27 protein-coding genes and 1 pseudogene are annotated in these 26,320 nt (G+C 61.4%); 13 read left to right on the plus strand and 15 right to left on the minus strand.

Annotated elements, in window-relative coordinates:
* The first annotated feature begins 6 nt into the window (after positions 1 to 6).
* The 5 genes from B5E41_RS02885 to B5E41_RS02905 all read left to right on the plus strand — a co-directional run bounded on the left by B5E41_RS02885 (position 7) and on the right by B5E41_RS02905 (position 4,914).
* Positions 7 to 714, plus strand: coding sequence for a uroporphyrinogen-III synthase (locus tag B5E41_RS02885; protein ID WP_088390924.1), 708 nt, complete (start codon positions 7 to 9; stop codon positions 712 to 714).
* Between the two features lie 68 nt (positions 715 to 782).
* Positions 783 to 2,054, plus strand: a complete 1,272-nt coding sequence (locus B5E41_RS02890; protein ID WP_176439330.1) for a COG4223 family protein — start codon at positions 783 to 785, stop codon at positions 2,052 to 2,054.
* A gap of 4 nt (positions 2,055 to 2,058) precedes the next feature.
* Entirely contained in the window at positions 2,059 to 3,669 is a 1,611-nt protein-coding gene (locus B5E41_RS02895; RefSeq protein WP_088390928.1) for a heme biosynthesis protein HemY, read from the plus strand.
* Between the two features lie 17 nt (positions 3,670 to 3,686).
* Complete coding sequence (locus B5E41_RS02900) at positions 3,687 to 4,172, plus strand: tellurite resistance TerB family protein (RefSeq protein ID WP_085860640.1); 486 nt, start codon at positions 3,687 to 3,689, stop codon at positions 4,170 to 4,172.
* Positions 4,159 to 4,914: a glutamine amidotransferase gene (locus B5E41_RS02905; RefSeq protein WP_064806387.1), complete on the plus strand. Its 756-nt coding sequence runs from the start codon at positions 4,159 to 4,161 to the stop codon at positions 4,912 to 4,914. The genes B5E41_RS02900 and B5E41_RS02905 overlap by 14 nt, the downstream gene beginning before the upstream one ends.
* Before the next feature lie 9 nt (positions 4,915 to 4,923).
* On the opposite strand, the gene B5E41_RS02910 is transcribed toward B5E41_RS02905, so the two are convergent.
* Positions 4,924 to 6,156 (minus strand): MFS transporter, encoded by a 1,233-nt coding sequence (locus tag B5E41_RS02910; RefSeq protein ID WP_088390930.1) that lies wholly within the window; start codon positions 6,154 to 6,156, stop codon positions 4,924 to 4,926.
* A gap of 139 nt (positions 6,157 to 6,295) precedes the next feature.
* Between B5E41_RS02910 and B5E41_RS02915 the strand changes: the two genes are divergently transcribed.
* Both B5E41_RS02915 and B5E41_RS02920 read left to right on the plus strand, forming a co-directional pair.
* Positions 6,296 to 6,586 (plus strand): YggT family protein, encoded by a 291-nt coding sequence (locus B5E41_RS02915; protein ID WP_011427104.1) that lies wholly within the window; start codon positions 6,296 to 6,298, stop codon positions 6,584 to 6,586.
* Positions 6,583 to 6,894 carry a DUF167 domain-containing protein gene (locus tag B5E41_RS02920; RefSeq protein WP_088390932.1) on the plus strand — a complete coding sequence of 104 codons (312 nt, stop codon included), beginning with the start codon at positions 6,583 to 6,585 and terminating at the stop codon, positions 6,892 to 6,894. Before B5E41_RS02915 ends, B5E41_RS02920 begins: the two co-directional genes overlap by 4 nt.
* Positions 6,895 to 6,898: 4 nt before the next feature.
* Here B5E41_RS02920 and ppa read toward each other — a convergent pair whose 3' ends face one another.
* The 4 genes from ppa to B5E41_RS02940 all read right to left on the minus strand — a co-directional run bounded on the left by ppa (position 6,899) and on the right by B5E41_RS02940 (position 12,357).
* Complete coding sequence (gene ppa / locus B5E41_RS02925; protein WP_011427106.1) at positions 6,899 to 7,435, minus strand: inorganic diphosphatase; 537 nt, start codon at positions 7,433 to 7,435, stop codon at positions 6,899 to 6,901.
* 147 nt (positions 7,436 to 7,582) lie between these two features.
* The gene (locus B5E41_RS02930; RefSeq protein WP_011427107.1) at positions 7,583 to 8,089 is read right to left on the minus strand and encodes a GNAT family N-acetyltransferase; all 507 of its coding nucleotides are present in this window, start codon (positions 8,087 to 8,089) and stop codon (positions 7,583 to 7,585) included.
* Between the two features lie 200 nt (positions 8,090 to 8,289).
* The gene (gene typA / locus B5E41_RS02935) at positions 8,290 to 10,110 is read right to left on the minus strand and encodes a translational GTPase TypA (RefSeq protein ID WP_011427108.1); all 1,821 of its coding nucleotides are present in this window, start codon (positions 10,108 to 10,110) and stop codon (positions 8,290 to 8,292) included.
* A 159-nt stretch (positions 10,111 to 10,269) separates the two neighbouring features.
* On the minus strand, positions 10,270 to 12,357 hold the full coding sequence (locus B5E41_RS02940) for a M3 family metallopeptidase (protein ID WP_088390934.1): 2,088 nt from the start codon (positions 12,355 to 12,357) through the stop codon (positions 10,270 to 10,272).
* A 227-nt stretch (positions 12,358 to 12,584) separates the two neighbouring features.
* On the opposite strand from B5E41_RS02940, the pseudogene B5E41_RS02945 reads away from it, so the two are divergent.
* Positions 12,585 to 13,015: pseudogene (locus tag B5E41_RS02945) on the plus strand (hypothetical protein).
* Here B5E41_RS02945 and B5E41_RS02950 read toward each other — a convergent pair.
* From B5E41_RS02950 to B5E41_RS02960, 3 genes are all read right to left on the minus strand, one after another.
* Positions 12,996 to 13,658, minus strand: a complete 663-nt coding sequence (locus B5E41_RS02950; RefSeq protein ID WP_088390936.1) for a LysE family translocator — start codon at positions 13,656 to 13,658, stop codon at positions 12,996 to 12,998. The pseudogene B5E41_RS02945 and the gene B5E41_RS02950 sit on opposite strands and share 20 nt — an antisense overlap.
* Positions 13,659 to 13,760: 102 nt before the next feature.
* Positions 13,761 to 14,201 (minus strand): DUF6130 family protein, encoded by a 441-nt coding sequence (locus tag B5E41_RS02955; protein ID WP_088390938.1) that lies wholly within the window; start codon positions 14,199 to 14,201, stop codon positions 13,761 to 13,763.
* A gap of 92 nt (positions 14,202 to 14,293) precedes the next feature.
* A complete protein-coding gene (locus tag B5E41_RS02960; RefSeq protein ID WP_088390940.1) occupies positions 14,294 to 14,698 on the minus strand; it encodes an organic hydroperoxide resistance protein in 405 nt (134 codons plus the stop codon).
* A 253-nt stretch (positions 14,699 to 14,951) separates the two neighbouring features.
* Between B5E41_RS02960 and B5E41_RS02965 the strand changes: the two genes are divergently transcribed.
* Positions 14,952 to 15,197 carry a DUF2798 domain-containing protein gene (locus B5E41_RS02965; protein ID WP_088390942.1) on the plus strand — a complete coding sequence of 82 codons (246 nt, stop codon included), beginning with the start codon at positions 14,952 to 14,954 and terminating at the stop codon, positions 15,195 to 15,197.
* Between the two features lie 45 nt (positions 15,198 to 15,242).
* Here B5E41_RS02965 and B5E41_RS02970 read toward each other — a convergent pair whose 3' ends face one another.
* Entirely contained in the window at positions 15,243 to 16,157 is a 915-nt protein-coding gene (locus B5E41_RS02970; RefSeq protein ID WP_088390944.1) for a LysR family transcriptional regulator, read from the minus strand.
* A 266-nt stretch (positions 16,158 to 16,423) separates the two neighbouring features.
* On the opposite strand from B5E41_RS02970, the gene B5E41_RS02975 reads away from it, so the two are divergent.
* Positions 16,424 to 17,392: a DMT family transporter gene (locus B5E41_RS02975; protein WP_141098741.1), complete on the plus strand. Its 969-nt coding sequence runs from the start codon at positions 16,424 to 16,426 to the stop codon at positions 17,390 to 17,392.
* 92 nt (positions 17,393 to 17,484) lie between these two features.
* On the opposite strand, the gene B5E41_RS02980 is transcribed toward B5E41_RS02975, so the two are convergent.
* Entirely contained in the window at positions 17,485 to 18,708 is a 1,224-nt protein-coding gene (locus tag B5E41_RS02980) for an argininosuccinate synthase (protein ID WP_085861016.1), read from the minus strand.
* Between the two features lie 176 nt (positions 18,709 to 18,884).
* On the opposite strand from B5E41_RS02980, the gene B5E41_RS02985 reads away from it, so the two are divergent.
* Positions 18,885 to 19,736: an SDR family NAD(P)-dependent oxidoreductase gene (locus tag B5E41_RS02985; protein ID WP_088391345.1), complete on the plus strand. Its 852-nt coding sequence runs from the start codon at positions 18,885 to 18,887 to the stop codon at positions 19,734 to 19,736.
* A gap of 184 nt (positions 19,737 to 19,920) precedes the next feature.
* On the plus strand, positions 19,921 to 20,562 hold the full coding sequence (locus B5E41_RS02990; protein ID WP_088390946.1) for a LysE family translocator: 642 nt from the start codon (positions 19,921 to 19,923) through the stop codon (positions 20,560 to 20,562).
* 35 nt (positions 20,563 to 20,597) lie between these two features.
* On the opposite strand, the gene B5E41_RS02995 is transcribed toward B5E41_RS02990, so the two are convergent.
* From B5E41_RS02995 to B5E41_RS03015, 5 genes are all read right to left on the minus strand, one after another.
* Positions 20,598 to 21,392 carry an ABC transporter ATP-binding protein gene (locus B5E41_RS02995; protein WP_088390948.1) on the minus strand — a complete coding sequence of 265 codons (795 nt, stop codon included), beginning with the start codon at positions 21,390 to 21,392 and terminating at the stop codon, positions 20,598 to 20,600.
* A complete protein-coding gene (locus B5E41_RS03000; protein ID WP_088390950.1) occupies positions 21,389 to 22,267 on the minus strand; it encodes an ABC transporter permease in 879 nt (292 codons plus the stop codon). Before B5E41_RS03000 ends, B5E41_RS02995 begins: the two co-directional genes overlap by 4 nt.
* Positions 22,268 to 22,385: 118 nt before the next feature.
* The gene (locus B5E41_RS03005; RefSeq protein ID WP_088390952.1) at positions 22,386 to 23,339 is read right to left on the minus strand and encodes an ABC transporter substrate-binding protein; all 954 of its coding nucleotides are present in this window, start codon (positions 23,337 to 23,339) and stop codon (positions 22,386 to 22,388) included.
* 93 nt (positions 23,340 to 23,432) lie between these two features.
* Entirely contained in the window at positions 23,433 to 24,662 is a 1,230-nt protein-coding gene (gene rlmN, locus B5E41_RS03010) for a dual-specificity RNA methyltransferase RlmN (protein WP_088390954.1), read from the minus strand.
* A 247-nt stretch (positions 24,663 to 24,909) separates the two neighbouring features.
* The gene (locus B5E41_RS03015) at positions 24,910 to 25,419 is read right to left on the minus strand and encodes an invasion associated locus B family protein (protein ID WP_064805485.1); all 510 of its coding nucleotides are present in this window, start codon (positions 25,417 to 25,419) and stop codon (positions 24,910 to 24,912) included.
* Positions 25,420 to 25,755: 336 nt separating this feature from the next.
* On the opposite strand from B5E41_RS03015, the gene B5E41_RS03025 reads away from it, so the two are divergent.
* Positions 25,756 to 26,316, plus strand: a complete 561-nt coding sequence (locus tag B5E41_RS03025) for a sigma-70 family RNA polymerase sigma factor (RefSeq protein WP_088390958.1) — start codon at positions 25,756 to 25,758, stop codon at positions 26,314 to 26,316.
* The last annotated feature ends 4 nt before the right edge of the window (positions 26,317 to 26,320 follow it).

A 26,320-nucleotide genomic window follows, 5' to 3' on the forward strand; every position in this document is an offset into this window, starting at 1 on the left:
GCGGCCATGCGTGTGCTCGTCACCCGCCCCTCGCATTCAGCGACAAGAACAGCACAACGTCTGCGCGAAATGGGCCACGAGCCGCTGCTGCTGCCGCTGCGCCGACCACAGCACGACAGTGCCGCAGCCGCAGGCGCACTCGAAGCCACCAGCGGCGCGATCGCGGTGACCAGCGCCGAAGCCGTCAGGGTCGTGTCCGAGCTCGGCGAGAAACTTCGTCCGCATCTTCTCCGCCCGCTGTTTGCGGTCGGCGAGATGACGGCGCAAGAGGCGCGCCGCCTCGGTTTCCGCTCGGTCGCCGCGTCCGCAGGCAACGGCCGCGATCTCGCCGATCTCGTCGCCGCACAGGCAACAGAAGAGTTACTCTACCTTGCCGGCATGCCGCGCGCCGAAACGTTCGAAACAAGATTGCGCCAACTCGGGATCTGCTTTTCGGTCGCCGAATGCTATCGCATGACGCCGGTTGCTCCGAGCCCGACTGAGATCGAAGCTCTCTTTTCCGGCGGCCGCCCTAACGCCGTTCTCTTCTATTCCCGGCAGACGGTGGAAGATTTTTTTCACCTGGCGGAGCTGCGATCAGCCCTGTCGGGACACCGCGAAATCCGCCTTCTCTGCCTGAGCGAAGCAGTAGCGCAGGCCATTCCGATGTCCCTGAAAAAAACCGTGGCGATTTCGTCCATGCCGGATGAGCAAAGTCTTTTGTCGCTGCTTTGAATGCTTTAGCCGCCCAAATTTGATCTAACCTCTTCCCTTAATTGGCATCACTGTCTAGTTTCGTTGCAATGCAGGATAAAGAGGACCTCATGGTATCGGGAAACCCGCCACGCCATTCGAAGAGCGCCGACGAGCCGGTCACGATCGACCTCGATGCACAGGACTTCGCCTCCGAAGCCGATACCGAAAAGCCGGTGAACAATGATTCCGGCGACGCCGATAGCCCCCCTGCGGATCTCGGTCCGCCCGAAACCGAAGCGGCGTCGCAGCCTGAACCTGAAAACAAGCCCGAATCGGAGCCGGAGGAGGAAGAGGAGACGCCGGCAGCCGCCGAACCGTCCTCCAGGCCCCCTGCCGAACAGGCCGCGCCGCGGGGCGCCGGCACCTCCGGTCTTATCGCCGCCGGCATATTCGGCGGCCTCGTGGCGCTGCTTGGTGCAGGCGTCATTCAATATGCCGGTTACCTCCCCGGTTCCTCCGCACCTGAGACCTCCTCGCCCGAGATCGCCGATCTCTCCGGCGAGATCGACGGCTTGAAACAGACCGTTGCCAACCTTGCCGCCAATCCCGCAGGCGCGGGCGACGGCGCGCTTGAGACGCGGGTCGCCGCGTTGGAAACGGCTGCGAAGAACCCCGCGGCGGCGCCGTCGGCCGATCCTGCAAATGTCGAGGCGCTCAACCAGAAGATTGCAGAGCTGAGCAGTCAGGTCGACCAGCTGCGCTCGACACTGGCTCAGTCCTCCGACCAGCAGACGAGCAGCGCCGCCGATATCGACAAGCGCCTCGCCGAGGCCGAAAAGAAGCTCAACGAGCCGCGCGAGGATGTTGCCGTCGCGCGGGCGATCGCGGCAGCCGCCCTGAAGGCAGCGATCGATCGTGGCGGGCCGTTCCTGGCCGAACTCGACACCTTCGCCGGCGTCGCGCCCGACGATCCTGCCGTCACCGACCTGCGTGGCTTTGCCGAGACAGGCGTTCCCTCGCGCGCCGAACTGATGCGCCAGGTTCCCGACGTTGCGACCACAATCGTCGAAACTGTCAACCAGCCGGAGCCGAACCAGAGCTGGTCGGACCGGCTGATGGCGAGCGCGAAATCGCTGGTCAAGGTCCGTCCGGTCGGCAATATCGAAGGTGAGAGCGTCGAAGCGATCGCCGCCCGCCTGGAGGACAAGGTGAAGAACGGCGATCTACCCGGCGCTTCCGCCGAATGGAACGCTCTACCGGCCTCCGGCAAGCAGGCGTCCGCCGCCTTCAAACAGTCTCTGGAGGCGCGCATCCGTGTCGAGGAGCTGGTTGGCGGGGCGCTGTCGAAAGCGGTTTCCGGCACAGGCAAGGAAGGATAAGACCATGCTGATCCGTCTTGTCGTCTTCGCCCTCTTCGTGTTGGCTCTCGCCTACGGCTTCTCCTGGTTCGCCGATCGTCCGGGCGACATCTCGCTGATCTGGGAGGGCCAGATCTACCAGACCAAGCTGATCGTCGCCGTCAGCGCGATCATCGCCCTCATAGGCGCCGTGATGATCGCCTGGTGGTTCGTTCGCCTGGTCTGGACTTCGCCGCATTCGGTGACCCGCTATTTCCGTGCCCGCAAGCGCGACCGCGGCTATCAGGCGCTGTCGACCGGCCTGATCGCCGCCGGCGCAGGCAATGCATTACTCGCCCGCAAGATGGCCGCTCGCTCGCGCGGCCTCATCCGCGCCGATCAGGAGCCGCTGATCAACCTGCTCGAGGCTCAGGCCGCGCTGATCGAAGGCCGCCATGACGAAGCGCGCGCCAAATTCGAGGCCATGGCCAATGACCCGGAAACACGGGAGCTTGGCCTGCGCGGCCTCTATCTTGAAGCACGCCGCCTCGGAGCCAACGAGGCCGCCCGCCAATATGCCGAAAAGGCCGCCGACAATGCCCCTTATCTGCCCTGGGCCGCCCAGGCGACTCTCGAATATCGCAGCCAGGCCGGCCGTTGGGACGATGCGATCCGTCTGCTCGAGCAACAGAAGGCCGCCCGCGTCGTCGAAAAACCCGAGGCCAACCGCCTGCACGCCGTGCTCCTGACGGCACGCGCCGCCGAGAAGCTGGAAGGCAATCCGGCCGGCGCCCGCGACGACGCCCTGCAGGCGCTGAAGTTCGCCGCCGATTTCGTTCCGGCCGCTCTCATTGCAGCAAAGGCACTGTTCCGCGAAGGCGGTCTGCGCAAGGCCGCTTCGATCCTCGAACAGGTGTGGAAATCGGCGCCTCATCCCGAGATTGGTCAGACCTATGTCAGAGCCCGCAGCGGCGATTCCACGCTCGACCGGCTGAAGCGCGCCGAGCGGCTGGAGACGATGCGCCCGAACAACGTCGAATCTCTTCTCATCGTCGCCCAGGCGGCGCTCGACGCGCAGGAATTCGCCAAGGCGCGCGCCAAGGCGGAAGCGGCGGCGCGTATTGAGCCGCGTGAAGCCGCCTTCCTGCTCCTGGCCGACATCGAGGAAGCCGAGACCGGCGACCAGGGCCGCGTGCGCCACTGGCTGGCCCAGGCACTGAAAGCCCCGCGCGATCCCGCCTGGGTGGCGGATGGTTTCGTCTCCGACAAATGGCTGCCGGTGTCGCCGGTCACGGGTCGTCTCGACGCCTTCGAATGGAAGGCGCCTTTCGGTCAGATCGAGGGGCCGCTCGAAGACGGGTCGGCGCCCGCCTCGATCGAAAACGCCCTGAAAACCCTGCCGCCGCTGCGTGACGTCAAGCCGGAAAGCCCGGTCAACGATCACCGCATCATTGAGCTGGAACGCGCCGCGACGATCGCCGAGGCCGTGCGCCCGGCACCGGCACCGGCAAAGCCGAAACCCGTCGAATCCACCGCCAGCGACAAAGCGCCAGCACCGAACGAAGCAAAGCCCTTTTTCGGCGGACTGCCGGATGATCCCGGCGTTCGCGATCCCAGGACGGAACCGGAACCCAAGACACGGCTTCGCCTTTTCTGACACGGAACGAAACCCGCATGTTCGAACGCTTTCAGGCATTCTTCCAGAAGCTCACCGCCGACCGCCCGAAGAAAGGCTTTGCTCCCGATGACCCGCGCATAGCAGTGGCAGCACTCTGCATGCAGGTCATGGAGGCCGACGGTCAGATCAAGGCCAGTGAAAAGAAGCGGCTGCGCAAGCTCTTGAAGGAGCAGTATTCGCTCGACAGCAAGCAGCTCGATGCTTTGATGGCCGCCGGCCTCGAAGCCGAAAGCTCCGCCGTCGACTACTATCGCTTCACCGCCGACCTGAAACGCCATCTCGATACCGAACAACGGCTGGAGCTGATCGGCATTCTCTGGGACATCGTTTACGCCGATGGCGAGCGCAGCGAGATGGAAGACCATGTCATCTGGCGTATCGCCGATCTGCTCGGGGTCTCCTCACGCGAACGCATCCAGAAGCGGCAGGAGGCGGCCGCCAGGGTCACGGATATCCAGGTTGCGCAAGATGATGCCGACTGAGCAAAATCCGGACCGCGACCGGCGCCCGATCCTTATCGTCCTGCATCAGGAGCGGTCCAGTGCCGGCCGTGTCGGGCAATTGCTGGTCGAAAAAGGCTACTGCCTCGACATCCGTCGCCCGGTCCTCGGCGATCCGCTTCCGACGACGCTCGCAGATCATGCCGGCGCCGTCGTCTTCGGCGGACCGATGAGCGCCAACGATCCGGATGACTTCATCAAGAAGGAGATCGACTGGATCGAGGTCCCGCTACGGGAAAAACGCCCTTTTCTCGGTATCTGCCTCGGTGCCCAGATGCTGGTGCGTCACCTCGGCGGCAAGGTGCAGCCGAATGCCGACGGCTCGACGGAGATCGGCTGGTACCCGCTGCACCCGACCGAGAAGGGCCGCCTGCTGATGCACTGGCCGAAGATGGTCTATCATTTTCACCGCGAAGGTTTCGAGCTGCCACACGGCGCCGATCTGCTCGCCGAAGGCGATGCCTACCCGAACCAGGCCTTCCATTACGACGGCAACGCCTGGGGCCTGCAGTTCCATGCCGAGCTCACCCGGGTGATGATGCATCGCTGGGTCGTGCACGGCGCGCACCGCTTCATTCTGCCGAACGCCCAGCAGGGCCGCGAACACCTCGAAGGCCGCATGCTGTTCGACGCGCCGCTGAGAGCCTGGTTGACAGAATTCCTCGATCTCGTCTTTGAGGGAAAGTCGGCGAAGGCGACACCGTCTATCACTCTGCACGCATAATCCCGTCGCTCAGGCGGGCGCGTCGAGCGTGTCGATCCGGCGCAGCTTCGGGAAACTGGAAGCCCAGATCGCCGCAACCGCCAGAGTTCCGATCCCGCCGACGATGACTGCCGGCACGGCACCGAAGACCGATGCCATCGTGCCCGCCCTGAATTCCCCGAGCTCGTTCGAAGCGCCGACGAACACCATGTTGACCGCATTGACCCGGCCGCGGAGCTGATCCGGCGTCCAGAGCGCGATCAGGCTCTCGCGCACATAGACCGACACCATATCGGCCGCGCCCATCAGCGCCAGTGCTGCGATCGAAATTTCGGTATTGGTCGAGGCGCCGAAGATGATGGTGCCGACGCCGAACAGAGCGACGCCGATGAACATATAGAGGCCGGCGCGGTGTTTCAGCGGATAGGCGGCGAGGAAGATCGCCATGACGATGGCGCCGAGTCCCGGTGCTGCCCGTAGCAGCCCAAGGCCCCAGGGGCCAAGCGTCAGAATATCGCGGGCGAAGATCGGCATCAGTGCGGTTGCACCGCCGAGCAGAACGGCGAAGAGATCGAGCGAGATCGCACCGAGCACGACCTTTTCGGCGCGGATGAAGCTGAAACCGCCAAGGATCATCGCCCAGCTCTTGGCCTCGCCTGTCGTCTTCTGTTCCGGCTTCGGGATCATGAAGAGAAGAGCCGCGCCGAGGATGGAAAAGATGACCGCCACCGTATAGGCGGTCGTCGCACTGACCCCGTAGAGCAGGCCGCCGATAACAGGCCCGGTGATCGCGGCTAGCTGCCAGGACGATGAATTCCAGGCGATCGCATTGGAAAGGGCGTGCTCGGGCACGAGATTGGGTGCGAGAGACTGCACCGCCGGCGACATGAAGGCACGCTCGATCCCGAAAATAAGGAGCACCGCAAAGACCGGCCATGGCGCGAAGGTCTCCGTCGCCGTCATGACCAGCAGCGCCAGCGTGCAGAGCGCGCTTACCAGAGAGCAAAGAGCGGCGATGGCCCGGCGATTGTGCCGATCGGCGACGGAGCCGGTGACGAGGATGAGCAGCAGCGACGGCAGGAACTGCACGAGACCGATCAGGCCGAGATAGATCGCCTTGCCGGTCTGGTCGTACATCTGCCAGCCGACGGCGACGCTGACGATCTGCTGCGAGAAGGAAAGCAGAAAGCGCGCGAAGAAGAAGCGCGTGTAGGACGAATGCCGAAACGCGGCGAAACGGTCTCCGGTAGGCGAAAACGACATGGGCCTTGTCCGAGGAAGCGGGCGCCGGAAGGGCTGCGAGGCCGCCCGTTAAACATGATCTGCCATGCGTTTCGACACGGCACTTGCCCGTTTAGTCGCCAATGTCTACATGTCTGTCAACAACCAATTGGAGACGACGATGTTTGCCTTGTTTCAAACCATTGATTTGGTTTTGAATATTTACACCTGGATCCTGATTGCCAGTGCCGTTTTCTCCTGGCTCTATGCGTTCAACGTCATCAATTCCAGCAACCAGTTCGTCAATTCGGTCGGCATGTTCCTCTACAATGTCACCGAACCCGCGCTGAAGCCGATCCGCCGTCTGCTGCCGAATCTCGGCGGCATCGATATTTCGCCGATCATCCTGCTGGTGATCATCTTCTTCCTGCGTACCTTCCTTTGGACCACGCTATACCCGCTGGTCGCTTGAGCCCTCCCTGGAGATTTTCCGGCGATCACTTGCGCCTGGCCGTTCGGCTGACGCCGAATGGCGGGCGTGACGCGATCGATGGCATCGAGGCGGATGGCGACGGCGAGACCCTGTTGAAGGCGCGCGTCACATCAGCGCCCGAGAAGGGCAAGGCCAACAAGGCGTTGATCCTGTTGATCGCCCGGTCGCTGCACATTCCGAAATCCAGCGTCAGCCTCGTCTCCGGCGAGACGGCGCGCAAAAAAATCCTCCGGATCGAGGGCGACCCGGAGGATTTGATAAAAAAGCTCGAAGCGCTATTAGGCTGACGGGTCAGCCTTTCGCCTTCTTGGCCCGCTCGACGGCTTCGATGATGAGCTGGCCGGCTTCCTTGGAATCGCCCCAGCCGAAGATCTTCACCCACTTGCCAGGCTCCAGATCCTTGTAGTGTTCGAAGAAGTGCTCGATCTGCTTCAGCGTGATCTCCGGAAGATCGGTAAAGTCCTTCACCTTCTCATAGCGCAGCGTCAGCTTCGGCGACGGCACGGCAATGATCTTCTCGTCCTTGCCGGAATTGTCTTCCATCTTCAGGACACCGATCGGACGAACGTTGATGACGCAGCCCGGAACCAGCGGCCGGGTGCTGGCGATCAGCACGTCGATCGGGTCGCCATCTTCAGACAGGGTGTGCGGTACGAAACCGTAATTGCCCGGATAGGTCATCGGCGTGTAGAGGAAACGATCGACGACCAGCGTGCCGGCCTCCTTGTCCATTTCATACTTGATCGGATGGCCGCCAACAGGAACCTCGACGATAACGTTGACGTCTTCAGGTGGATTCTTACCGATTGAAATGGCGTCGATGCGCATAGGATACTCCCGCGGGGTTGAATTGCTCGAAGCCAAATAATCAGTTTCATCTCGCAACGCAACACGGCAGATCACCGATGCGTGATGACACCGGCGTGATGCCGCAAAAACTTTAGAGGAGAGGCGTGCGACGCTCGAGCAGGCCGATCAGTTCCAGATGAAACCGATCTTCTTCAACTGCTTGTGGTCGAAATTTTCCATGCCTTCGCAGAAATCGGTCCCGCCGTGATGGCGGTAGAAGCGGCTGGCGGCCTCGTTTTCTTCAAGGCACCAGACGACCAGCCCGTTGCAGCCGAGCGACTTCAACAGCCGGCGCGCCTCGCCGAACAGCATGTGGCCGAGACCGATGCCCTGATATTCGGGGCGAAGATAAAGCTCGTAGATTTCGCCTTCCTGCGGCAGCGCGCGGGCACGATTGAGACCGAGCGTCGCATAGCCGGCGACCGTCCCAGCGACATCGAGAACCAGCAATGTCGCGGGTCCGCGTGTTGCCTTGCGCCACCAGTTTTCGCCGCGCCGCTCGATCATCTGCGTCAGCGCGCGATGCGGAATGATGCCCGCATAAGTGTGTTGCCAGGCGAGCCTGTGCGTTTCCGAAATGGCTCGGGCATCGTGCGGTTCGGCCCGCCGGACATCGATCGACAACGTCTTCATAACGTTTACTCTGGTCCTGCCGCAGGCAATTAACCATATGCGGCGAGCGCATCGTGATCGATTGCCCACAGACTTGATATGTGGACGACGGATAAAATTTAACGCTTTTTTAACGATTGTCACAAGTCGGAATCAGCGCAGCGCACAATAAAAAACCCCGGCTCGAAGGCCGGGGTTTGAAAACGGTAACGACTGAGCTCTTAGAGGGCCGCCTTGGTCTTTTCGAACCGCTTGCGGTCGTTGGCGTCGAGATACATCTTGCGCAGGCGAATGGACTTCGGCGTGACCTCGACCAGTTCGTCTTCCTGGATCCAGGAGAGCGCGCGCTCCAGCGTCATACGAATCGGCGGGGTCAGCTTGACGGCTTCGTCCTTGCCGGCGGCGCGGATGTTGGTCAGCTTCTTGCCCTTCAGAACGTTGACCTCGAGGTCGTTGTCGCGCGTATGAATGCCGATGATCATGCCCATATAGACCTTTTCGCCGGCGTCGATGATCATCGGGCCGCGGTCTTCCAGGTTGAACAACGCGTACGCAACGGCTTCACCGGCTTCATTGGCGAGCAGCACGCCGTTGACGCGGCCGCCGATCTCACCCTTGTAGGGCTGGTAGCTGTGGAACAGGCGGTTCATGATGGCCGTGCCGCGCGTATCGGTCAGCAGTTCGGACTGGTAGCCGATCAGGCCGCGGGTCGGCGCGTAGAACACCAGACGGACGCGATTGCCGCCCGACGGACGAAGCTCGACCATCTCTGCCTTGCGCTCGGACATCTTCTGGACGACGACGCCGGAATGTTCTTCATCGACGTCGATCAGGACTTCTTCGATCGGCTCAAGCAGCTGGCCGCTCTCATCCTTGTGCATGACGACGCGCGGACGCGAAACGGCAAGCTCGAAGCCTTCGCGGCGCATGTTTTCGATCAGAACGGCGAGCTGAAGTTCGCCACGGCCGGAGACGAAGAACGAGTCCTTATCGGCGCTTTCCTCGATCTTGAGGGCAACGTTGCCTTCGGCTTCCTTGAACAGCCGGTCGCGGATGACGCGGCTCGTCACCTTGTCGCCTTCGGTGCCGGCCAGCGGCGAGTCGTTGACGATGAAGGACATGGTGACCGTCGGCGGGTCGATCGGCTGCGCCTTCAGGGCTTCCGTCACCGCCGGATCGCAGAATGTATCGGCGACGGTGCCCTTGGAGAGGCCGGCGATCGCGACGATGTCGCCCGCATGCGCCTCTTCGATCGGCTGGCGCTCGATGCCGCGGAAGGCGAGGATCTTGGAAATGCGGCCCTGTTCGATCAGCTTGCCGTCCTGGCCGAGAACCTTGACGGCCTGGTTCGGCTTGATCGAACCGGAAGCGATGCGGCCGGTGATGATGCGGCCGAGGAAGTTGTTGGCTTCCAGGATCGTGCCGATCATGCGGAACGGACCTTCCTCGACCTTCGGCTCGGGCACATGCTTGACGACGAGGTCGAGCAGCGGTGCAAGGCCTTGATCGGTCGGGCCCGCAGGATCGTAGTTCATCCAGCCGGCGCGGCCGGAACCGTAGAGGATCGGGAAGTCGAGCTGCTCGTCGGTCGCATCGAGCGCGGCGAAAAGGTCGAACACTTCGTTGACCACTTCGTCGGCGCGCGCATCGGGACGGTCGATCTTGTTGATGGCGACGATCGGGCGCAGGCCGACCTTGAGGGCCTTGCCGACGACGAACTTGGTCTGCGGCATCGGGCCTTCGGCGGCGTCCACGAGAACGATCGCGCCGTCCACCATCGACAGAATGCGCTCGACTTCACCGCCGAAGTCGGCGTGGCCGGGCGTGTCGACGATGTTGATGCGGGTGTCTTTCCATTCGATGGAAGTCGCCTTGGCGAGAATGGTGATGCCGCGCTCTTTTTCGATGTCGTTGGAGTCCATCACGCGTTCCATGACGCGCTGGTTCTCGCGGAACGAGCCGGACTGTTTCAGAAGCTCGTCAACAAGAGTGGTCTTGCCATGGTCAACGTGCGCGATGATCGCGATGTTGCGAAGTGCCATATGTCATAATCTCTGAGGCTGGGGCGCTACGCCAAGTGGACGCGCCATTTACGTTTGGCGCGCTCTTACCGTTTTTTTCGCGATTGCGAAAGGGGGTCGCGCGCGAAAGCTGCGGCATGGCTTTCACCATGCCGCTTTGCTTGATGTCATCAAACTGTCTTAAGCGTCGCTGCCTGTCAATTCCTCGAAGGTCGCAAGTCCCTTCTTGACGAGCATCGCATCCGGCCTCGGCAGCTTGCCGCGGAAGGCCCTGTAGGCATCTTCCGGGTCGACCGAGCCGCCGGTGGAATAGATATTCTCCTTGAGTTTGCGCGCCATCTCGCCGTTGAAGGCGTCTCCCGTCTCCTCGAAAGCCGCAAAGGCATCGGCATCGAGAACTTCCGACCACATGTAGGAGTAATAGCCGGCCGAATAACCGCCGGAGAAGATGTGCTGGAAGTGCGGTGTGGCGTGGCGCATGACGATCGACTTCGGCATGCCGATCTCGGCCAGCACCTCCGCCTGCACCGCCATCGGGTCGTCGACGGCCTGTCGCGTATGAAACGCCATGTCGACCAGCGCCGACGAGGTGAACTCGACCGTATTGAAGCCGGCATTGAAGGTGCGGGCCGCCAGCACCTTGTCGAGCAGCACCTGCGGCATCGGCTCGCCCGTCTCGAAATGCACGGCATATTCCTTGAGGATGGCGGGGACCGTCAGCCAATGCTCGTACAGCTGCGAGGGCAGCTCGACGAAATCGCGCGAGACGCCGGTGCCGGAGACCGAGGGATAGGTGACGTCTGAAAGCATGCCGTGCAGCGCATGGCCGAATTCATGGAACAGCGTGCGGGCGTCGTCGAGCGACAGCAGCGCCGGCTTGCCTTCGGCGGGTTTGGCGAAATTGCAGACATTGTAGATGATCGGCAACTCGCCGCGTCGGCCGTTCTTCAGTTGAAGCTTGTGCTGCGATTGCAGCGAGCTCATCCAGGCGCCTGACCGTTTCGAGCTGCGGGCGAAATAGTCGCCGAGGAAGAGGGCGACCAGCCTGTCGTCCCGACCCCTGATTTCGAACACCCTGACGTCGGGGTGATAGGCCGCGACACCCTTCTTCTCGACCGCGCGGATGCCGAACAGCCGGCCGGCCACGTCGAAGCAGGCGTCGATGATTTTTTCGAGCTGCAGATAAGGCTTGAGCTCGGCCTCGGAAAAATCGAACTTCCGGGCTCGGATCTTTTCGGCGTAGTGGCGCCAGTCCCAGGGCATCACCTCATGGTTCCGGCCCTCCTCGGCGATCAGCGTCGCGATGTCGACCTCTTCCTCTCCGGCGCGTTTCACCGCCCGCGCCCAGACGGCTTTCAACAGGCCGTTCACCGCATCTGCCGTCTTCGCCATTGTGTTGTCGAGTTTCAGCTCGGCGAAATTGCCGTAGCCGAGCAGCTTCGCCACCTGATGGCGCAGCGCCAGCGTTTCCTTGATGACGGCGCGGTTGTCGGTTTCCCCGCCGTTTGCGCCGCGCGCCACCCACGCATTGAAAGCCTGTTCGCGCAGGTCCCGGCGCTCCGAAAAGGTCAGGAACGGCTCTATGATCGAGCGCGACAGCGTCACCGCATATTTGCCGTCTTCACCACGTTCGCGCGCCGCCGCCGCCATCGCGTCGCGCAGGAATTCCGGCAGCCCGTCGAGTTCCGCGCCCTCGGAAAGGATGAGCGCCCAGGCCTTCTCATCGGCCAGTACGTTCTGACCGAACTGTGTTCCGAGGCCCGCGAGTTTTTCATTGATCGCCGCAAGTTTCTCCTGCTCGGGTTTTTCAAGCTTGGCGCCGGATTTGACAAAACCCTTCCAATGCCGCTCCAGCACCCGCGTCTGCTCCAGCGTCAGGCCGAGGTTCTCACGGTTCTCCCAAAGCGTGTCGATGCGGGCAAAGAGCGCGGCGTTCATCCCGATCTTGGAATAGTGCCGTGACATCTTCGGCGAAATCTCCCGCTCCAGCGCCTGGATGACCTCGTTGGTATGTGCGCCCGCCTTGTTCCAGAACAGCGCCGAAACGCGCGAGAGCGCATCGCCGGCAATCTCCAGCGCCACCACCGTATTGTCGAAGGTCGGCGCATCACTGTTTCCGGCAATCTCGTCGATCTCCTGTTCATGCGCGGCGAGTGCGGCGTCGAAAGCGGCGGAAAAATCGCCGTCATCGATGGCATCGAACCGTGGCAGGCCGTGGAGAGCGTCCCAGTTGACGAGCGCCGGATTGAAATCGTGGGGAGAAGCCATCGGAGAATTCCTTTTGGTATGCGAATAGATGGTCAATATAGGAGAGCGGCCGCAGAATTGGTATGTCGCCGGCGGGGCCTTTTGCCTCAGCGGCAAAAGCGGTGGACATCAGATAAATCTGGTGGACAAAATTTGACGCATGGAAATTAACCATTTGTTAACGATTGACGCGAATCACGCGCAAGCGCTAGTTTCCCGATGATCTTCTTGTTCAGGGGACATGCGCCATGGAAATTTTTTCTGTGCGGTCTTCTCAGAGTTTGCTATTTAAAAACAATCCTAATAACGCAAAAAATTCGAAGACCACGGATATTCAAATCGAGACCAGAGCTCCGGCGCCGGCCTCCTTTCATATTGAAGGCAATGTCGACGAGGGCCCCGATTTCACCGCGGTCAGCCCCGGACAATTGCGCAACTACGCGCGCCAAAGCTTTGACAGCGGCCTGATCGACCAGAATACCTATGCCGCGATTCCGAACCGCTGCCGATGCACGCGATCGATCCGCTCGGCAATCTCATCGATCTCTCCAGCGTCACCGACGGCACGAGCTTCAATTTCCTCGATTATTACCGAAACCAGCTGCAGATCGCCATGTCGATCGGCGACCCTCATGAAGTCCAGACCCTGAAATCGATCGTCAATTTCCTGGATGGCTAAATAAGGCGCGGCGCCAGCCAAGCAGGCCCGGCGTCGCGTGCCAGAGCGCCTGGACGGCAAAACCCATGAAGAGCACGCCGGATGTGCGCACGATCAGCCGCTCATGGGCGCGATAGAAGTGGCGCACCGCACCGGCGCCGATGATGCCGATGAGGATAATGTCGGCGGTAACGAAACCGAGGAAGGACACGGCGAGAAGCACCGGCAGCGCCTCGAAATCGAGTGCGCCGGCCGAACCGGCGACCAGCGCAGTGAAGGTGGCGAGAGCGACCGGATAACCCTTCGGATTGGTGACGCCGAAAATCAGACCGCGGCGAAACGGACGCTCGACCATGACGAGGGCCCGCCCGTCCGCTTTCGGCTTGGCGTTGACGGCGCTGCAGCCGATCCAGGCGAGATAGAAGCCGCACGCAAGGCCGAGCAGATCGAAGACGAAGGTTCCGATCGTCTTCGCTCCAACGATCGCGATCAGGGCCAGCGACGACCAGATGATGTCCCCGACGAGATGCCCCATCATAAACAAGGCGCCGGCCTTGCGCCCCTGCCCGGCGCCGATGCCGAGCAGCTGCAGGAAAGCGGGTCCGGGAATGAGCACGTAGAAAAGCGCCGCCAGGAAGGCGCCGAAGAGCAGGGACTGCGTCATGGAAAAGCTCCGAGGGTGACCGAGGCAGAGTAAGGCATCCCCGGCATGCATCAAGGGCATGGCGGTGGCTCCCGGCTCAGGTAGCCACCGCCGAATTCGCCTCTAATGGTGCGCGCTGTTGATTGCCGGTACGGTAAACTTCACGACTTTTCCACCGAGCACTTCATGTTCCGGCGTGGCCATTTCGATGAGCACCTTGTGCTCGCCTGGCGGCAGGGCGGTGAGGACGATAGCGCCGGTGCCGCCCGCATCGGCCCACCTCCAAGGCTGGTCGTCGATGCTGACATGAAGGTGACCGGCCCTCGGCGAGACGTCGCTGGCGCTGGCGCCAAAGATTGGCAGGATGCGGAAATTCTCGGTTCGATAGGGAATGATGGCCACCGCTCGGCTCGCGAGCGGTCCCGCAAGGGGCTGATCCACGACGAGCTCGGGTGCGGGCTCGTTCTTGATGGGAAGGAACTGCGTCGTCGTTTCCGCGTGGATGGGCGTGCCGGCGGCAAGCAGCAAAGCTGCCGTTGCGATGACTTTTGCGGTCGTGATCATGACAAAATCCTCTGGTTGTCGCGCTGGTCATGGCCGACATATGTCGGGACGCCGGCGCGATATCGGATTGGAAGGCCTTGATCGGAGACCGATCAGGCGACGTTGAGTTCGACGGCGATATTGCCGCGGGTTGCTTTGGAATAGGGGCAGAGCTGGTGCGCACGCTCGAGCAGAGACCTGGCGAGATCCATCTCGATGCCCGGCAGCTTCGCGTTTAGCCGCGCCTGCAGCACATAGCCGCCGTCATTCCAGACCAGATCGATCTCGGCATCGATGGCAGCGTCGGCAGGCACGCGCAGCTGGCGCTCCGCGGCCGCCCTTCCGATCGCGCCGAGGAAACAGGCAGACCAACCCGCAGCGAAGAGCTGCTCGGGATTGGTGCCTACACCCGAGGAACCGGGCGGGGACAATGTCACGTCGAGGCGTCCATCGGAACTGCGCGTGCCGTCGCGCCCGCCGGTAGTGCTGGTTTTACCTGTGTAGATGACTGTCGACATTCGGATACTCCTTGCCGGATTTCAGCCGGCGATGTTGCGGCGGCCGACTTGCGCACCCAGGATCAATGGGTCTTGGACTGCGATGACGGGAAGATGAGCTTCGCAAATGCGATCCGGTAGCGAGCAGAAGCGAGAGTGAGCCTCTCGTTTTCTCTCGCTACCGCCGGTGCCGGAGTTACGCGATCGTCAGGGCACCAACCGAAAACGCGATCGCTGAAGCGATCCCGCTTTCACATCCGTCAGGGAGACCGACATGAACACGCATTTCAAACGCAAGATCATCTTCGCTCTGTCGATGGGCGTCGTGACGACGGGACTGATCTCTTTCACGCTGCTCGCGCTCAATCTGGGCTTCTCGAAGGGGTTCGTCCTGACATGGCTGCGGTCGTGGAGCATCGCCTATCTCATAGTCATCCCCGCCATCCTGCTGATCGGCCCTCGCCTTCAAGCGCAGATCGATCGCGTTATCCGTGACGCGGAAGAGCAACCATCAATGTGACGATGGCCACGCTTCGCCGCGGCTATCGTCAAAGAAGTAGGCGCTTCATTTCAGTGACGGCACATCGTCATAGCTGCCGCAAGCCGCGCGAAGGCGGGGGAGTGCCCAATCGATGAAGGCGCGCACCTTCAGAGCGAGCAAGCCCTGACGCGAATAGACGATGTGGATCGGCTTGGGTTCGCCGTCATAGTCCTTCAAGATCTGCACGAGCGCGCCCGAGGACACCTCCTCCGGAACTTGGTAGTCGAACAGGCGGGCGATTCCGACCCCATTCAGTGCGGCGGCAACGCAATTGGCCGCCGTGTTCACCTCGATCCGGCTCCGTGGCATGACCTCGACAGGCTTCCCCTCCATCTCGAAACTCCAAAAGAACGACCGCTTGTGAAACATGATCCCATCGTGATTGGCGAGCTCGGTGGGATGCTGCGGAATGCCATGCCGTTCCAGATAGGCCGGGCTTGCGCAGGTCAGCAGACGGAACTCGCCGGCCTTGACGGCGTAGAGCGAACTATCGATCAACTCACCAAGCCGAATGGCGACATCGACCTGCTCGTTGACCAGATGAACGGAGCGGTCGAGTGAAAGAATATTCAGCGTGACCTCCGGATGCCTGTTCACGAAGTCGAGTGCGATCGGCAGAACATAGCGGTGACCGAATTCGATCGGTATGGTGATGGTCAGCAGTCCCCGCGGCATCTGATATTCGCCCGACGCCCTGCGTTCGACCTCCTCCAGATCGGCGATAATCTTCCGCGCCGCCTCGACATAGTCGCGACCGGCGTCGGTGAGCTGCAGGTTGCGGCTCGTTCGGATGATGAGGTTCGTGCCGAGGTATCGCTCCAGATCGGCGACCTTGCGGCTGACGCTCGGCAGCGGTGCGTTCAGCCTCCGGCTGCCCGCCGACAAGCTCCCGGCGTCCACCACCGCAAGCAGAACCCGCATTGCATCAAGCCGATCCATAACGCCCCCACAATTAGAAGCCGCGATGTCGGAGGATATGAAAAATCGGTTCTGCTGAATAGGCGATGCAGTTGTCTCAGCGACGCTATGGCCGCTCGGGCGTTGCGCACGACCTCAAGAAACCGATGAGCATCGAGAGGGTGGCTCTCATTTTCACCGAGTACCGGCCAAGGCTCTCGGCCAGTAAACTCGGCTACTCGGTCGAATCGTTCGGCCTCACGGAGGCAAAAGCTCGGGGCGCGCGCAACGTCAAAGGGGTGAAGATTATGGACAGATCCTTCTATGTCGGCGTGTCGGCCGCTCTCTTTGCGGCCTTCGCCTTTTCGCTCAACTTTATCGTGCCCTTCATCATCGGCGGCTATTCCACCTTCGATTTCGCTCTCATCCGTCATCTCGTCTCGGCCCTCGTCGGTCTGTTCATCCTGTTTTCGGAGAAGCACGTCGCGCGCCATCTCACCCTCCGGAACGTTTTGCAGGCCCTTTGGCTCGCCTTCGTGGGATATGTCGGTTACTTTCTGACGGTAACGGGAGCGGCCATCTTTGCCGGCCCCGTCATTGCGCCGGCCTTCCTCGGCCTGGTACCGATCGTCTTGATGGTCATTGGCAATCAGCGTCAGGAATCCTTGCCATGGCGGTCCCTTATGCCGCCTTTGACGCTCGTGCTGATCGGCCTTGTTCTGGTCAATGGCACGGCATTCACCCCTGAAGGACTGAATTCAGTCGAATCCTCGTGGGTCGGCGTGCCGCTGGCGCTCGCTGCCGTGGGACTTTGGGTCTGGTTCGCTCTTGCCAATCAGGCCGCACTCACCGCCCGACCGGAAATGCCTTCCGGTGTCTGGTCGGCGCTCACACTGGTGGGCGGCGGCGTCTTGATGCTGGTCTTCTATCCCCTCGGTGCCGCGATGGGCGTCTTCAAGCTCCCCGCGTTGGGATTCGGCTGGAGTTCCGCCGGCAGCTTGTATGCTTGGGGTACATCTTTGGCGCTGCTGGCAACCGTGGGCGGCGTCTGGGCCTGGAACATTGCGTCACGAAGCCTGCCCGTCGCCTTGGCCGCGCAATTGATCGTTTCGGAAACAGCCTTCGGCGTCATCGGAGGACTTGTCGTGCATGCCCGCTGGCCGACCCCAATCGAAATCGCTGGGGTGACGGTCCTGATCGCCGGTGTCGTTCTGTCGGTGCGAATTTTCTACGATCGTCAATTCGCATCGGGAAGGACATTGCTTGCGCAGGAGTGAGCTCTGCGGTCATCTCGCATGCTCTCAGGAGACACAAAAAAGCCCGCGCGGCGATGCCGGCGGGCTCATCTCTGTTCGAAAGCGAAACGCGATTACTTCGCGAGGTTCCGCTTGCCGAGCGTGCGCAGGCGCAGCGCGTTGAGCTTGATGAAGCCGGCTGCGTCCTTCTGGTCGTAGGCGCCTTGATCGTCCTCGAAAGTGACGAGCTTGTCGGAATAGAGCGACTTTTCGCTTTCGCGGCCGATGACCATGACGTTGCCCTTGTAGAGCTTCAGCGTCACTTCGCCTTCGACATGCTCCTGGCTCTTGTCGATCAGCGCCTGCAGCATCTCACGCTCCGGCGAGAACCAGAAGCCGTAATAGATCAGCTCGGCGTAACGCGGCATAATCTCGTCCTTGAGGTGGGCGGCACCTCGGTCGAGCGTGACCGATTCAATTGCGCGATGCGCCGAGAGCAGGATCGTGCCGCCGGGCGTCTCGTAAACGCCGCGCGACTTCATGCCGACGAAGCGGTTCTCGACGAGATCGAGACGGCCGATGCCGTTGTCGCGGCCGTAGGTGTTGAGCGTCGCGAGCAGCGTCGCCGGCGACATCTCGACACCATTGATCGACACGGCATCGCCCTTGCGGAAGCCGACCTTGATTGTCGTCGCCTTATCGGGCGCTGCTTCCGGGGAGATCGTGCGCATATGCACATATTCCGGCGCCTCCTGGGCAGGGTCCTCGAGAACCTTGCCCTCGGAAGAGGAATGCAGAAGGTTGGCGTCGACGGAGAACGGAGCCTCACCCTTCTTGTCCTTGGCGACCGGGATCTGATGCTGTTCAGCAAAGGCCAACAGCTCGGTGCGGCTCTTGAACGCCCAATCGCGCCAGGGCGCGATGATCTTGATGTCGGGGTTCAGGGCATAGGCGGAGAGCTCGAAGCGAACTTGGTCGTTGCCCTTGCCGGTCGCGCCGTGGGCGATCGCATCGGCGCCGGTCTTGCGGGCGATATCGATCAGATGCTTTGAGATCAGCGGACGAGCGATCGAGGTGCCGAGGAGATAGACGCCCTCGTAGACAGCATTGGCGCGGAACATCGGAAAGACGAAGTCGCGCACGAATTCCTCGCGGACGTCCTCGATGTAGATCTCCTTGATGCCCAGCATTTCGGCCTTTTTGCGCGCCGGCTCCAGCTCCTCGCCCTGGCCCAGATCGGCCGTGAAGGTGACGACTTCGGCGCCGAGTTCCGTCTGCAGCCACTTCAGGATGATCGAGGTGTCGAGGCCGCCGGAATAAGCGAGCACGACTTTCTTCACGTCTTTGTATGATGCCATGATGATGAGGTCCGTTGCATAAAGGCCGGCGAAAACCCGGTGTCGCGGCACTTTTAGCGAGATTGGCGCGTGACGCAAGGGCAAGTGCGACGCCGCCAGCGCCGATAGCGTTTGACAGTGCGAAAGCGGAGCCCATATTCGCCAACGTCCGAACAATGATCAAGGAGGGGCCCCCCGTGACGAATATTCAAGAGATTTTCAAGAAATCCAACGTCGCGGTCGTCACCGGCGGCGCCTCCGGCATCGGCTTTGCCGCCGCGAAATATTTCGCCGGACGCGGCATGAGCGTCGTCATCGCCGATCTCGGCGGCGATCGGCTGGCCGCCGCCGCCGACGAACTCAGGGCTATTGCCGGCGAAGAAGATGTGATGGCGGTCGAGACCGACGTGGCCAGCCGGGACTCTCTGGAGGCGCTCGAACGCGCCGTGCTCCAGCGTTTCGGCCGGGTGCATGTGCTGATGAACAATGCCGGGATCGGTCCGGAGACCTCGATCTTCAGCGCGCAGGCGAACTGGGATCACATCTTCGCCGTCAACCTGATGGGCGTCATAAACGGCACACGCACCTTCGGCCCGAAGATGCTATCGCACGGCGAACCCGGCCTGATCATTAACACCGGCTCCAAGCAGGGCATCACTACGCCGCCCGGCAATCCCGCCTACAATATCTCCAAATCAGGCGTGAAGGTCTTTACCGAGGCCTTGGAACACGAGCTTCGTAACATCGAAGGCGGAAAGATCTCCGCGCATCTCTTGATCCCCGGCTTCGTCTTCACCGGCCTCACCAAGGGCGACCGCGCGGAAAAACCGGCCGGCGCCTGGACGCCGGAGCAGACGGTCGATTTCATGGTGCAGAGTCTGGAGCGCGGCGATTTCTATATCCTCTGCCCCGATAACGACGTTGCCCGTCCGGTCGACGAACGCCGCATGGCCTGGGCGATGGGCGACATCATCGAAAACCGTCCGCCGCTGTCGCGCTGGCACAAGGATTATGCCGACAAGTTCAAGGCCTTCCTGGATCAGAAGTGATCGGCTCTAATGCATGTCGCCCGAACGTGCCCAGCGGTTCCGGGATACGACATACATAGAGCAAATAGCGAATGCCCGTCGTATGAATCAAGTTTAATGCGACACGCATGAGAAGGTTTGATTGGTAATTTTCTGAAAGCCGGATAAAAGATCGTCGGGTCTTCCCGGCTTTCAGAGTATGCCCATGGATTTCCTGCCCAGCCTGCCGACCCTTCTGGCCTTCGCTGCCGCCACGCTGCTGCTCGCAGCAACGCCGGGGCCTGACATGACGCTGTCGATCAGCCGGGCGCTGGCGCAGGGTAAGAAGCCTGCTCTCTTCGTGGTCGTCGGCACCAGCCTCGGCATTGTCGTCCATACCATGCTGGTCGCTTTTGGCATTTCGGCGCTGATCACCGCCTCGCCGACCGCCTTCCTGATCCTGAAGACCGGCGGCGCCGCTTACCTGTTCTGGCTCGCGATGCAGGCGATCCGCTACGGCTCTAAGCTCACTGTCGCCAAGGTCGAGGAACAGAAGGGTACAGCCCTTTCGAACATCTCGTCGGGTTTCTGGGTCAATCTTCTGAACCCGAAGGTCATCATTTTCTTCATGACCTTTCTGCCGCAATTCGTCAGCGCCGGCGATCCGGCCGTCACCCAGAAACTGCTTTTCCTCGGGCTTTGCTTCATCCTGATCGGCATGCCCGTCAATGCCAGCGTCATCTTCGCCGCAGACTGGCTGGCCTCCTGGCTGCAGAACAACAAGAAGGTGCTGCGCGGCATGGACTATACCTTCGCCGGCGTCTTCTCGGTCTTCGCCGCCAAAATCCTGCTCACCCAGGCGCGATAGGCCGCTGTCGGCTTTGCCGATCGGCCGCTGTCGGCTCAGCCGATCAGCAAAGCGTCGTCATCGAGCGTCTGGCCGCGCATCTTGCGGAACATGGCGATCAGATCTTCGACCTGCAGGTCCTTCCTGCTGTCACCCGCCACGTCGAGAACGATCTCGCCGCCATGCAGCATGATCGTGCGATGGCCGTAATCCAGCGCCTGGCGCATGGAATGCGTGACCATCATCGTCGTCAGCTTGCGCTCGGCAACGATCTTCTGCGTGAGATTCATTACGAACTCGGCCATCCCAGGATCGAGTGCTGCCGTATGTTCGTCGAGCAGCAGCACTTCCGAGCCGGCAAGAGTGGCCATGACGAGCGAAACGGCCTGCCGCTGCCCGCCCGAAAGCAGGTCCATGCGATCCTTCAGCCGGTTTTCCAGCCCGAGATTGAGCTCGGCGATCCGCTCCTTGAAAAAGTCCCGACGTTTGCCGCCAAGCGCCGGCACAAGGCCGCGCTTTTCGCCACGCCGGGCAGCCAGAGCAAGATTCTCTTCGATCGACAGCGAACCGCAGCTGCCCGTCAGCGGATCCTGGAAGACGCGCGCCACCAGGCCGGCGCGCGCCGCCGTCGATTTGCGCGTCACATCGCTCTTGCCGATCAGAACCTGTCCTTCGCTCGGGATGACATCGCCGGCGAGCACGCCGAGCAGCGTCGATTTGCCGGCGCCGTTAGAGCCGATGACGGTGACGAAGGAGCCTTGCTCGATGGTCAGGCTGACCCCGTTCAGCGCCTGCTTCTGCAGCGGCGTGCCGCGTCCGAAGACGACCTTGATGTCCTTGACGCTGATCACGATGCGGCACCTCGGCGAAGACGGGGAAGAATGAGTGCGAAGGTCACGAGAACTGCCGTCACGAAGTTGAGGTCGGAGGCCTTCAGGCCGATGACGTCGCTCGACAGCGCCAGCTGGATGGCGATGCGATAGAGGATCGAGCCGAGCACGCAGCCGACGAGCGCGATCAGCAGACCCCGGCGTCCGAGCAGCGTCTCGCCGATGATGACGGCAGCAAGCCCGACGACGATCGTGCCGACGCCCGAAGTGACGTCGGCAAAGCCGTTGGTCTGGGCAAACAAGGCGCCACCGAACGCCACCAGCGCGTTCGAAATCGCCATACCGAGATAGATCTGCCGGCTGGTGTCGACGCCCTGGGCGCGGGCCATGCGCGCATTCGCGCCGGTCGCGCGCATCGCAAGCCCGGCATCGCTTTCCAGAAAACGCCAGACCAGAATCAGCGCGACGACGACGAGAACGCCGACGAACAGCGGCCGCACGTAGAAATCACGCAGACCATGACCGAAGAACGGGCTGATCATCGTGTCGGCATTGATGAGTGCGACATTGGGTTTGCCCATCACTCTGAGGTTGACCGAAAACAGCGCGATCATCGTCAGGATCGAGGCAAGCAGGTTGAGAATCTTGAAGCGCACGTTGAGCAGCGCCGTCACCATGCCCGCGCCCGCTCCTGCCGCCATCGCGATCAAAGCCGCAAGCCAGGCATTGACGCCGGCAATGATCAGAACGGCTGTCACTGCGGCGCCGAGCGGAAAGGAACCGTCCACCGTCAGGTCGGGAAAATCGAGGACGCGGAAGGCGAGATAGACGCCGAGGGCGACGAAGGAATAGACCAGGCCGAGCTCGACGGCCCCCCAGAATGCGATTTGGCTCAAGGCTTTCAGCCCCTTTTTGTTTCCGTTCCGCCCGTCGCGAAACCGCAGCCTTTTAATACTTCAGCCGCCCCCGTGCAAACGGGAGCGGCTGAATGTGAATGGTTGTATAGATGAGCGCTTACTCGATGACTTTGTTGGCGCGCGAAAGCACGCTCTCGGGCAGGGTGACGCCCATCTTGGCCGCGGCAGCCTTGTTGACCACCAGATCGCTGCCGGCAGCGGTCTTGACCGCGATATCGCCCGGGTTCTCGCCCTTCAGCACACGAACGACGATCTCGCCCGTCTGCTTGCCGACATCGTAATAGTTGAAGCCGAGGGCGGCGATCGAACCGCGCGATACCGAATCCGTATCGGCGGTGAAAAGCGGCAGCTTGCTTTCTTCGGCAACCGCGACGGCACCTTCGAGCGCGGAGATGATGGTATTGTCGGTCGGAACATAAATCGCATCGGCGCGACCGACGAGGGCGCGCGCCGCACCCTGAACCTCGGCCGACTTGGTGGCCGCCGATTCCACGACCGTCAAGCCGGCCTTCTCGGCTTCGGCCTTCAACACTGCGAGCAACGAAACGGAATTCGCCTCACCAGAATTGTAAAGGTAACCAATTGTTTTGGCCTTCGGTACGATTTCCTTGATCAGCGCCAGATGCTCGCCGACGGGAGACATGTCGGAAAGGCCGGTGACATTGCCGCCGGGCTTATCCATGTTCTTGACGAGCTGGGCGCCGAGCGGGTCGGATACGGCCGTGAAGACGACCGGAATGTCGCGCGTCGCCGACACGACGGCCTGGGCCGAGGGCGTGGAGATCGGCACGATGACATTGGGCTCATCACCGGCGAACTGACGGGCAATCTGGGCCGCCGTCGCCGGATTGCCCTGCGCCGATTCGAACACGAATTTCAGGTTCTCGCCTTCTTTGTAGCCGGCCGCCGTCAGCACGTCGAGAACGCCCTTGCGGGCGGCATCGAGCGCGGGATGCTCGACGATCGCCGTCACGGCAACAGTCACATCACCGGCCTTGGCGGGCAGGGAAAGCGCCAAAGTGGCGGCAAGAGCGAGCAGAATCGGGCGCATGGATGTCCTCCTGAATGATTTTGGCGGCACTATTAGGAAAAGCGCATCCTTAAATCAATGCAGGAGAATTGTAGCGAGGATCAAACTTGCTGATCAGTCGTCGGCGCCGTGATTGGCGATCATCATTGCCTCGAAGGCCAGGCGCTCTGTCTTGCGCATGCGTTCGGATTCCGATTTCAGCTGGCCGCAGGCGGCAAGGATGTCGCGGCCGCGCGGGGTGCGGATCGGCGAGGCGTAACCGGCCGAATTGATGAAATCGGCGAATTTCTCGATCTGCTCCCAATCCGAACACTGATAATTGGTGCCGGGCCACGGATTGAACGGAATGAGGTTGATCTTCGCCGGCACGCCCTTCAGGAGCTTGATCAAACCTTTCGCGTCTTCGAGGCTGTCGTTGACATCCTTCAGCATCACATATTCGAAGGTGATGCGCCGCGCATTGGAAAGGCCCGGATAGGCCTTGCAGGCGTCGATCAGCTCCTTCAGCGGGTACTTCTTGTTGATCGGCACGAGGATGTCGCGCAGGTCGTCTCGCACCGCATGCAACGAGATCGCCAGCATCACGCCGATCTCCTCGCCGGTGCGGAAGATCTCCGGCACGACGCCCGAGGTGGAAAGCGTCACGCGTCGCTTGGACAGCGACAGGCCGTCGCCATCCGTGGCGATCAGCAGCGCCTGCTTGACGCTGTCGAAATTATAGAGCGGCTCGCCCATGCCCATCATGACAATATTGCTGACCTTGCGGCCCTCGGCAGGCATGATTGTGCCTTGCGGCGCTTCACGATCCGGAAAATCGCCGAGCCGGTCGCGAGCGAGCAGCAACTGCGACAGAATTTCCTCCGCCGTCAGGTTGCGCACCAAGCGCTGTGTCCCGGTATGACAGAAGGAACAGGTCAGCGTGCAGCCGACCTGGCTTGAGATACAGAGCGTGCCGCGGCCCTCTTCCGGAATGTAGACGGCCTCGATCTCGACCGGGCGGCCTGCGCCCCGCGCGGGAAAACGCAGCAGCCATTTGCGCGTGCCGTCGTTCGAGACCTGCTCCTCGACGATTTCCGGACGCGCAATGGTGAAATGCGTCTTCAGCATCTCACGCATGTCCTTGGCGACATTGGTCATATGGTCGAAATCGGAGACGCCGCGCACATAGATCCAGTTCCAGAGCTGCGAGACGCGCATCTTGATCTGCTTTTCGGGTACACCTTTTTCCCGGAGCGCCGCCGCCATTTCCTCGCGGGAGAGCCCGATCAACGACGGCTTCTCGGCGCCGGAAGAGGGGCGCGCGGCCTGAGGTTTTTTGACGACGATCGCATCCATGACGGACATAGGCTTCTGACCTCGAATTCAAACACGTAACCGTTCCGCAAGCCGCGGACTTCAGGATTTGATCCGGAAGACTTGCGGAGGCATGACGGCACATTGGCAGAAATTGATGGCGGACGGCGACTGATATCGCGATCTGTCCGCTGTTTGCGCGGCCTTTAGCATCATTTTGCCCGCGCGTCACTATAGATGGAAATGGCAAGAGCCGGCACAAGGCCGGCTCTTGAAACTTTGTCACTGGAAGTCCCGCCTACTTGCAGCTTTCGATCTGCTTCAGCGCTGCCGAGATGCCCGAGAGCGAATAGCTGTAGGACGTGCCGGTGCCTTTGCGCGAAACGGCATTCACCGTCATCGAATGGCCGGTCTTCATCGCCGCGACGAGGGCCGGCTCCTGCGCAGCATTCTCGACCCAGCCGGCCTTGTCCTTGGTGAACATCACGAAGGTCTTGTTGTCGATGACGACGTTGATCTTTGAATTTTCCTTCACCGTGTAGCCCATCATCGCCTGCGGCTCGTAAGAGATGTTCTGGCCCGGACGCTGCGAAACGATGAAGAAATTGTCGCCGTGGTCGACGCTTGCCGGCTGCTTCGCCGTTGGAACGGATAGCACGTAGCACACAGTGCTGTTGCCCGACTTATAGGAATAGGCGCCCCAAGCCTGGAACTGCTGAATGCGGGTCGGCGCGGCCTGCTGCGCTGCCGCCACTCCGGCCATTGTCAGGGTGAGGGCGAGGGCGGATACGATACTTCTTACAAACATGGATTCCTGCCGGTTCTTGCGATTCAAGGCCCGAAGCGATCATAGCGGGCGCCGCATAATCACGATCTGCTTTATTTTGACTTAATTCAGGTTACCAAATGGTCAACAATAGCTGCGATTTGTATGTGCCTGTGTCATTTCAGCTCGACTACCACTTTTGCCCCTTGCCGAAATCGGCTGCAATGCCGGTGCGCCGATGGCACCGGCTGGCCGTTCGGCTGACCTTAAGACACAAAGATTCAGGCAAGAGTTTGACCTTTCAAAAATCCGCTGTACCTCATTAAGACTTTGGAAATCCGGGACGAAATTTTCGCCGCAGGGGGCTGGTGAGACGACATGGATGCCGAGGAAAGACGGCGTTTCGCTGCCCTCGCAAAGGCTGTCGCAGACGATCGCGACCAGCAGGCCTTTTCCATCCTGTTCGACTATTTCGCGCCGCGACTGAAGACCTGGCTGACGCGCCAGGAGATGACAGCAGGCGAGGCCGAAGAGCTGGTCCAGGAGATCATGATCGTGCTCTGGCACAAGGCCTATCTCTACGATGCGACGCGATCTTCTCTGTCGACCTGGGTTTTTCGCATCGCCCGCAATCGCCGCATCGATCTGCGGCGCCGCACCAGCACCCGTACTTTCGACGAAACGGACCCGACCCTGCTGCCACCGGCCGAGATCGGCGCCGATGAAATCATCGCCAGTGGCGATCGCGACGCCAAGCTACGCGCCGCGGTCGCACAGCTGCCTGAAGAACAGCGCGACATGCTACGTGCCGCCTTCTTCCTCGGCCAATCGCATTCTGAGATCGCCGAGGCGACCGGGCTGCCGCTCGGCACGGTGAAATCACGTATTCGGCTTGCGTTTGGAAAGCTTCGCAAGATGCTGGAGCAGGAACTCAGGTGAACCG

This window comes from Rhizobium esperanzae (genome assembly GCF_002204185.1).
GTDB lineage: Bacteria > Pseudomonadota > Alphaproteobacteria > Rhizobiales > Rhizobiaceae > Rhizobium > Rhizobium esperanzae.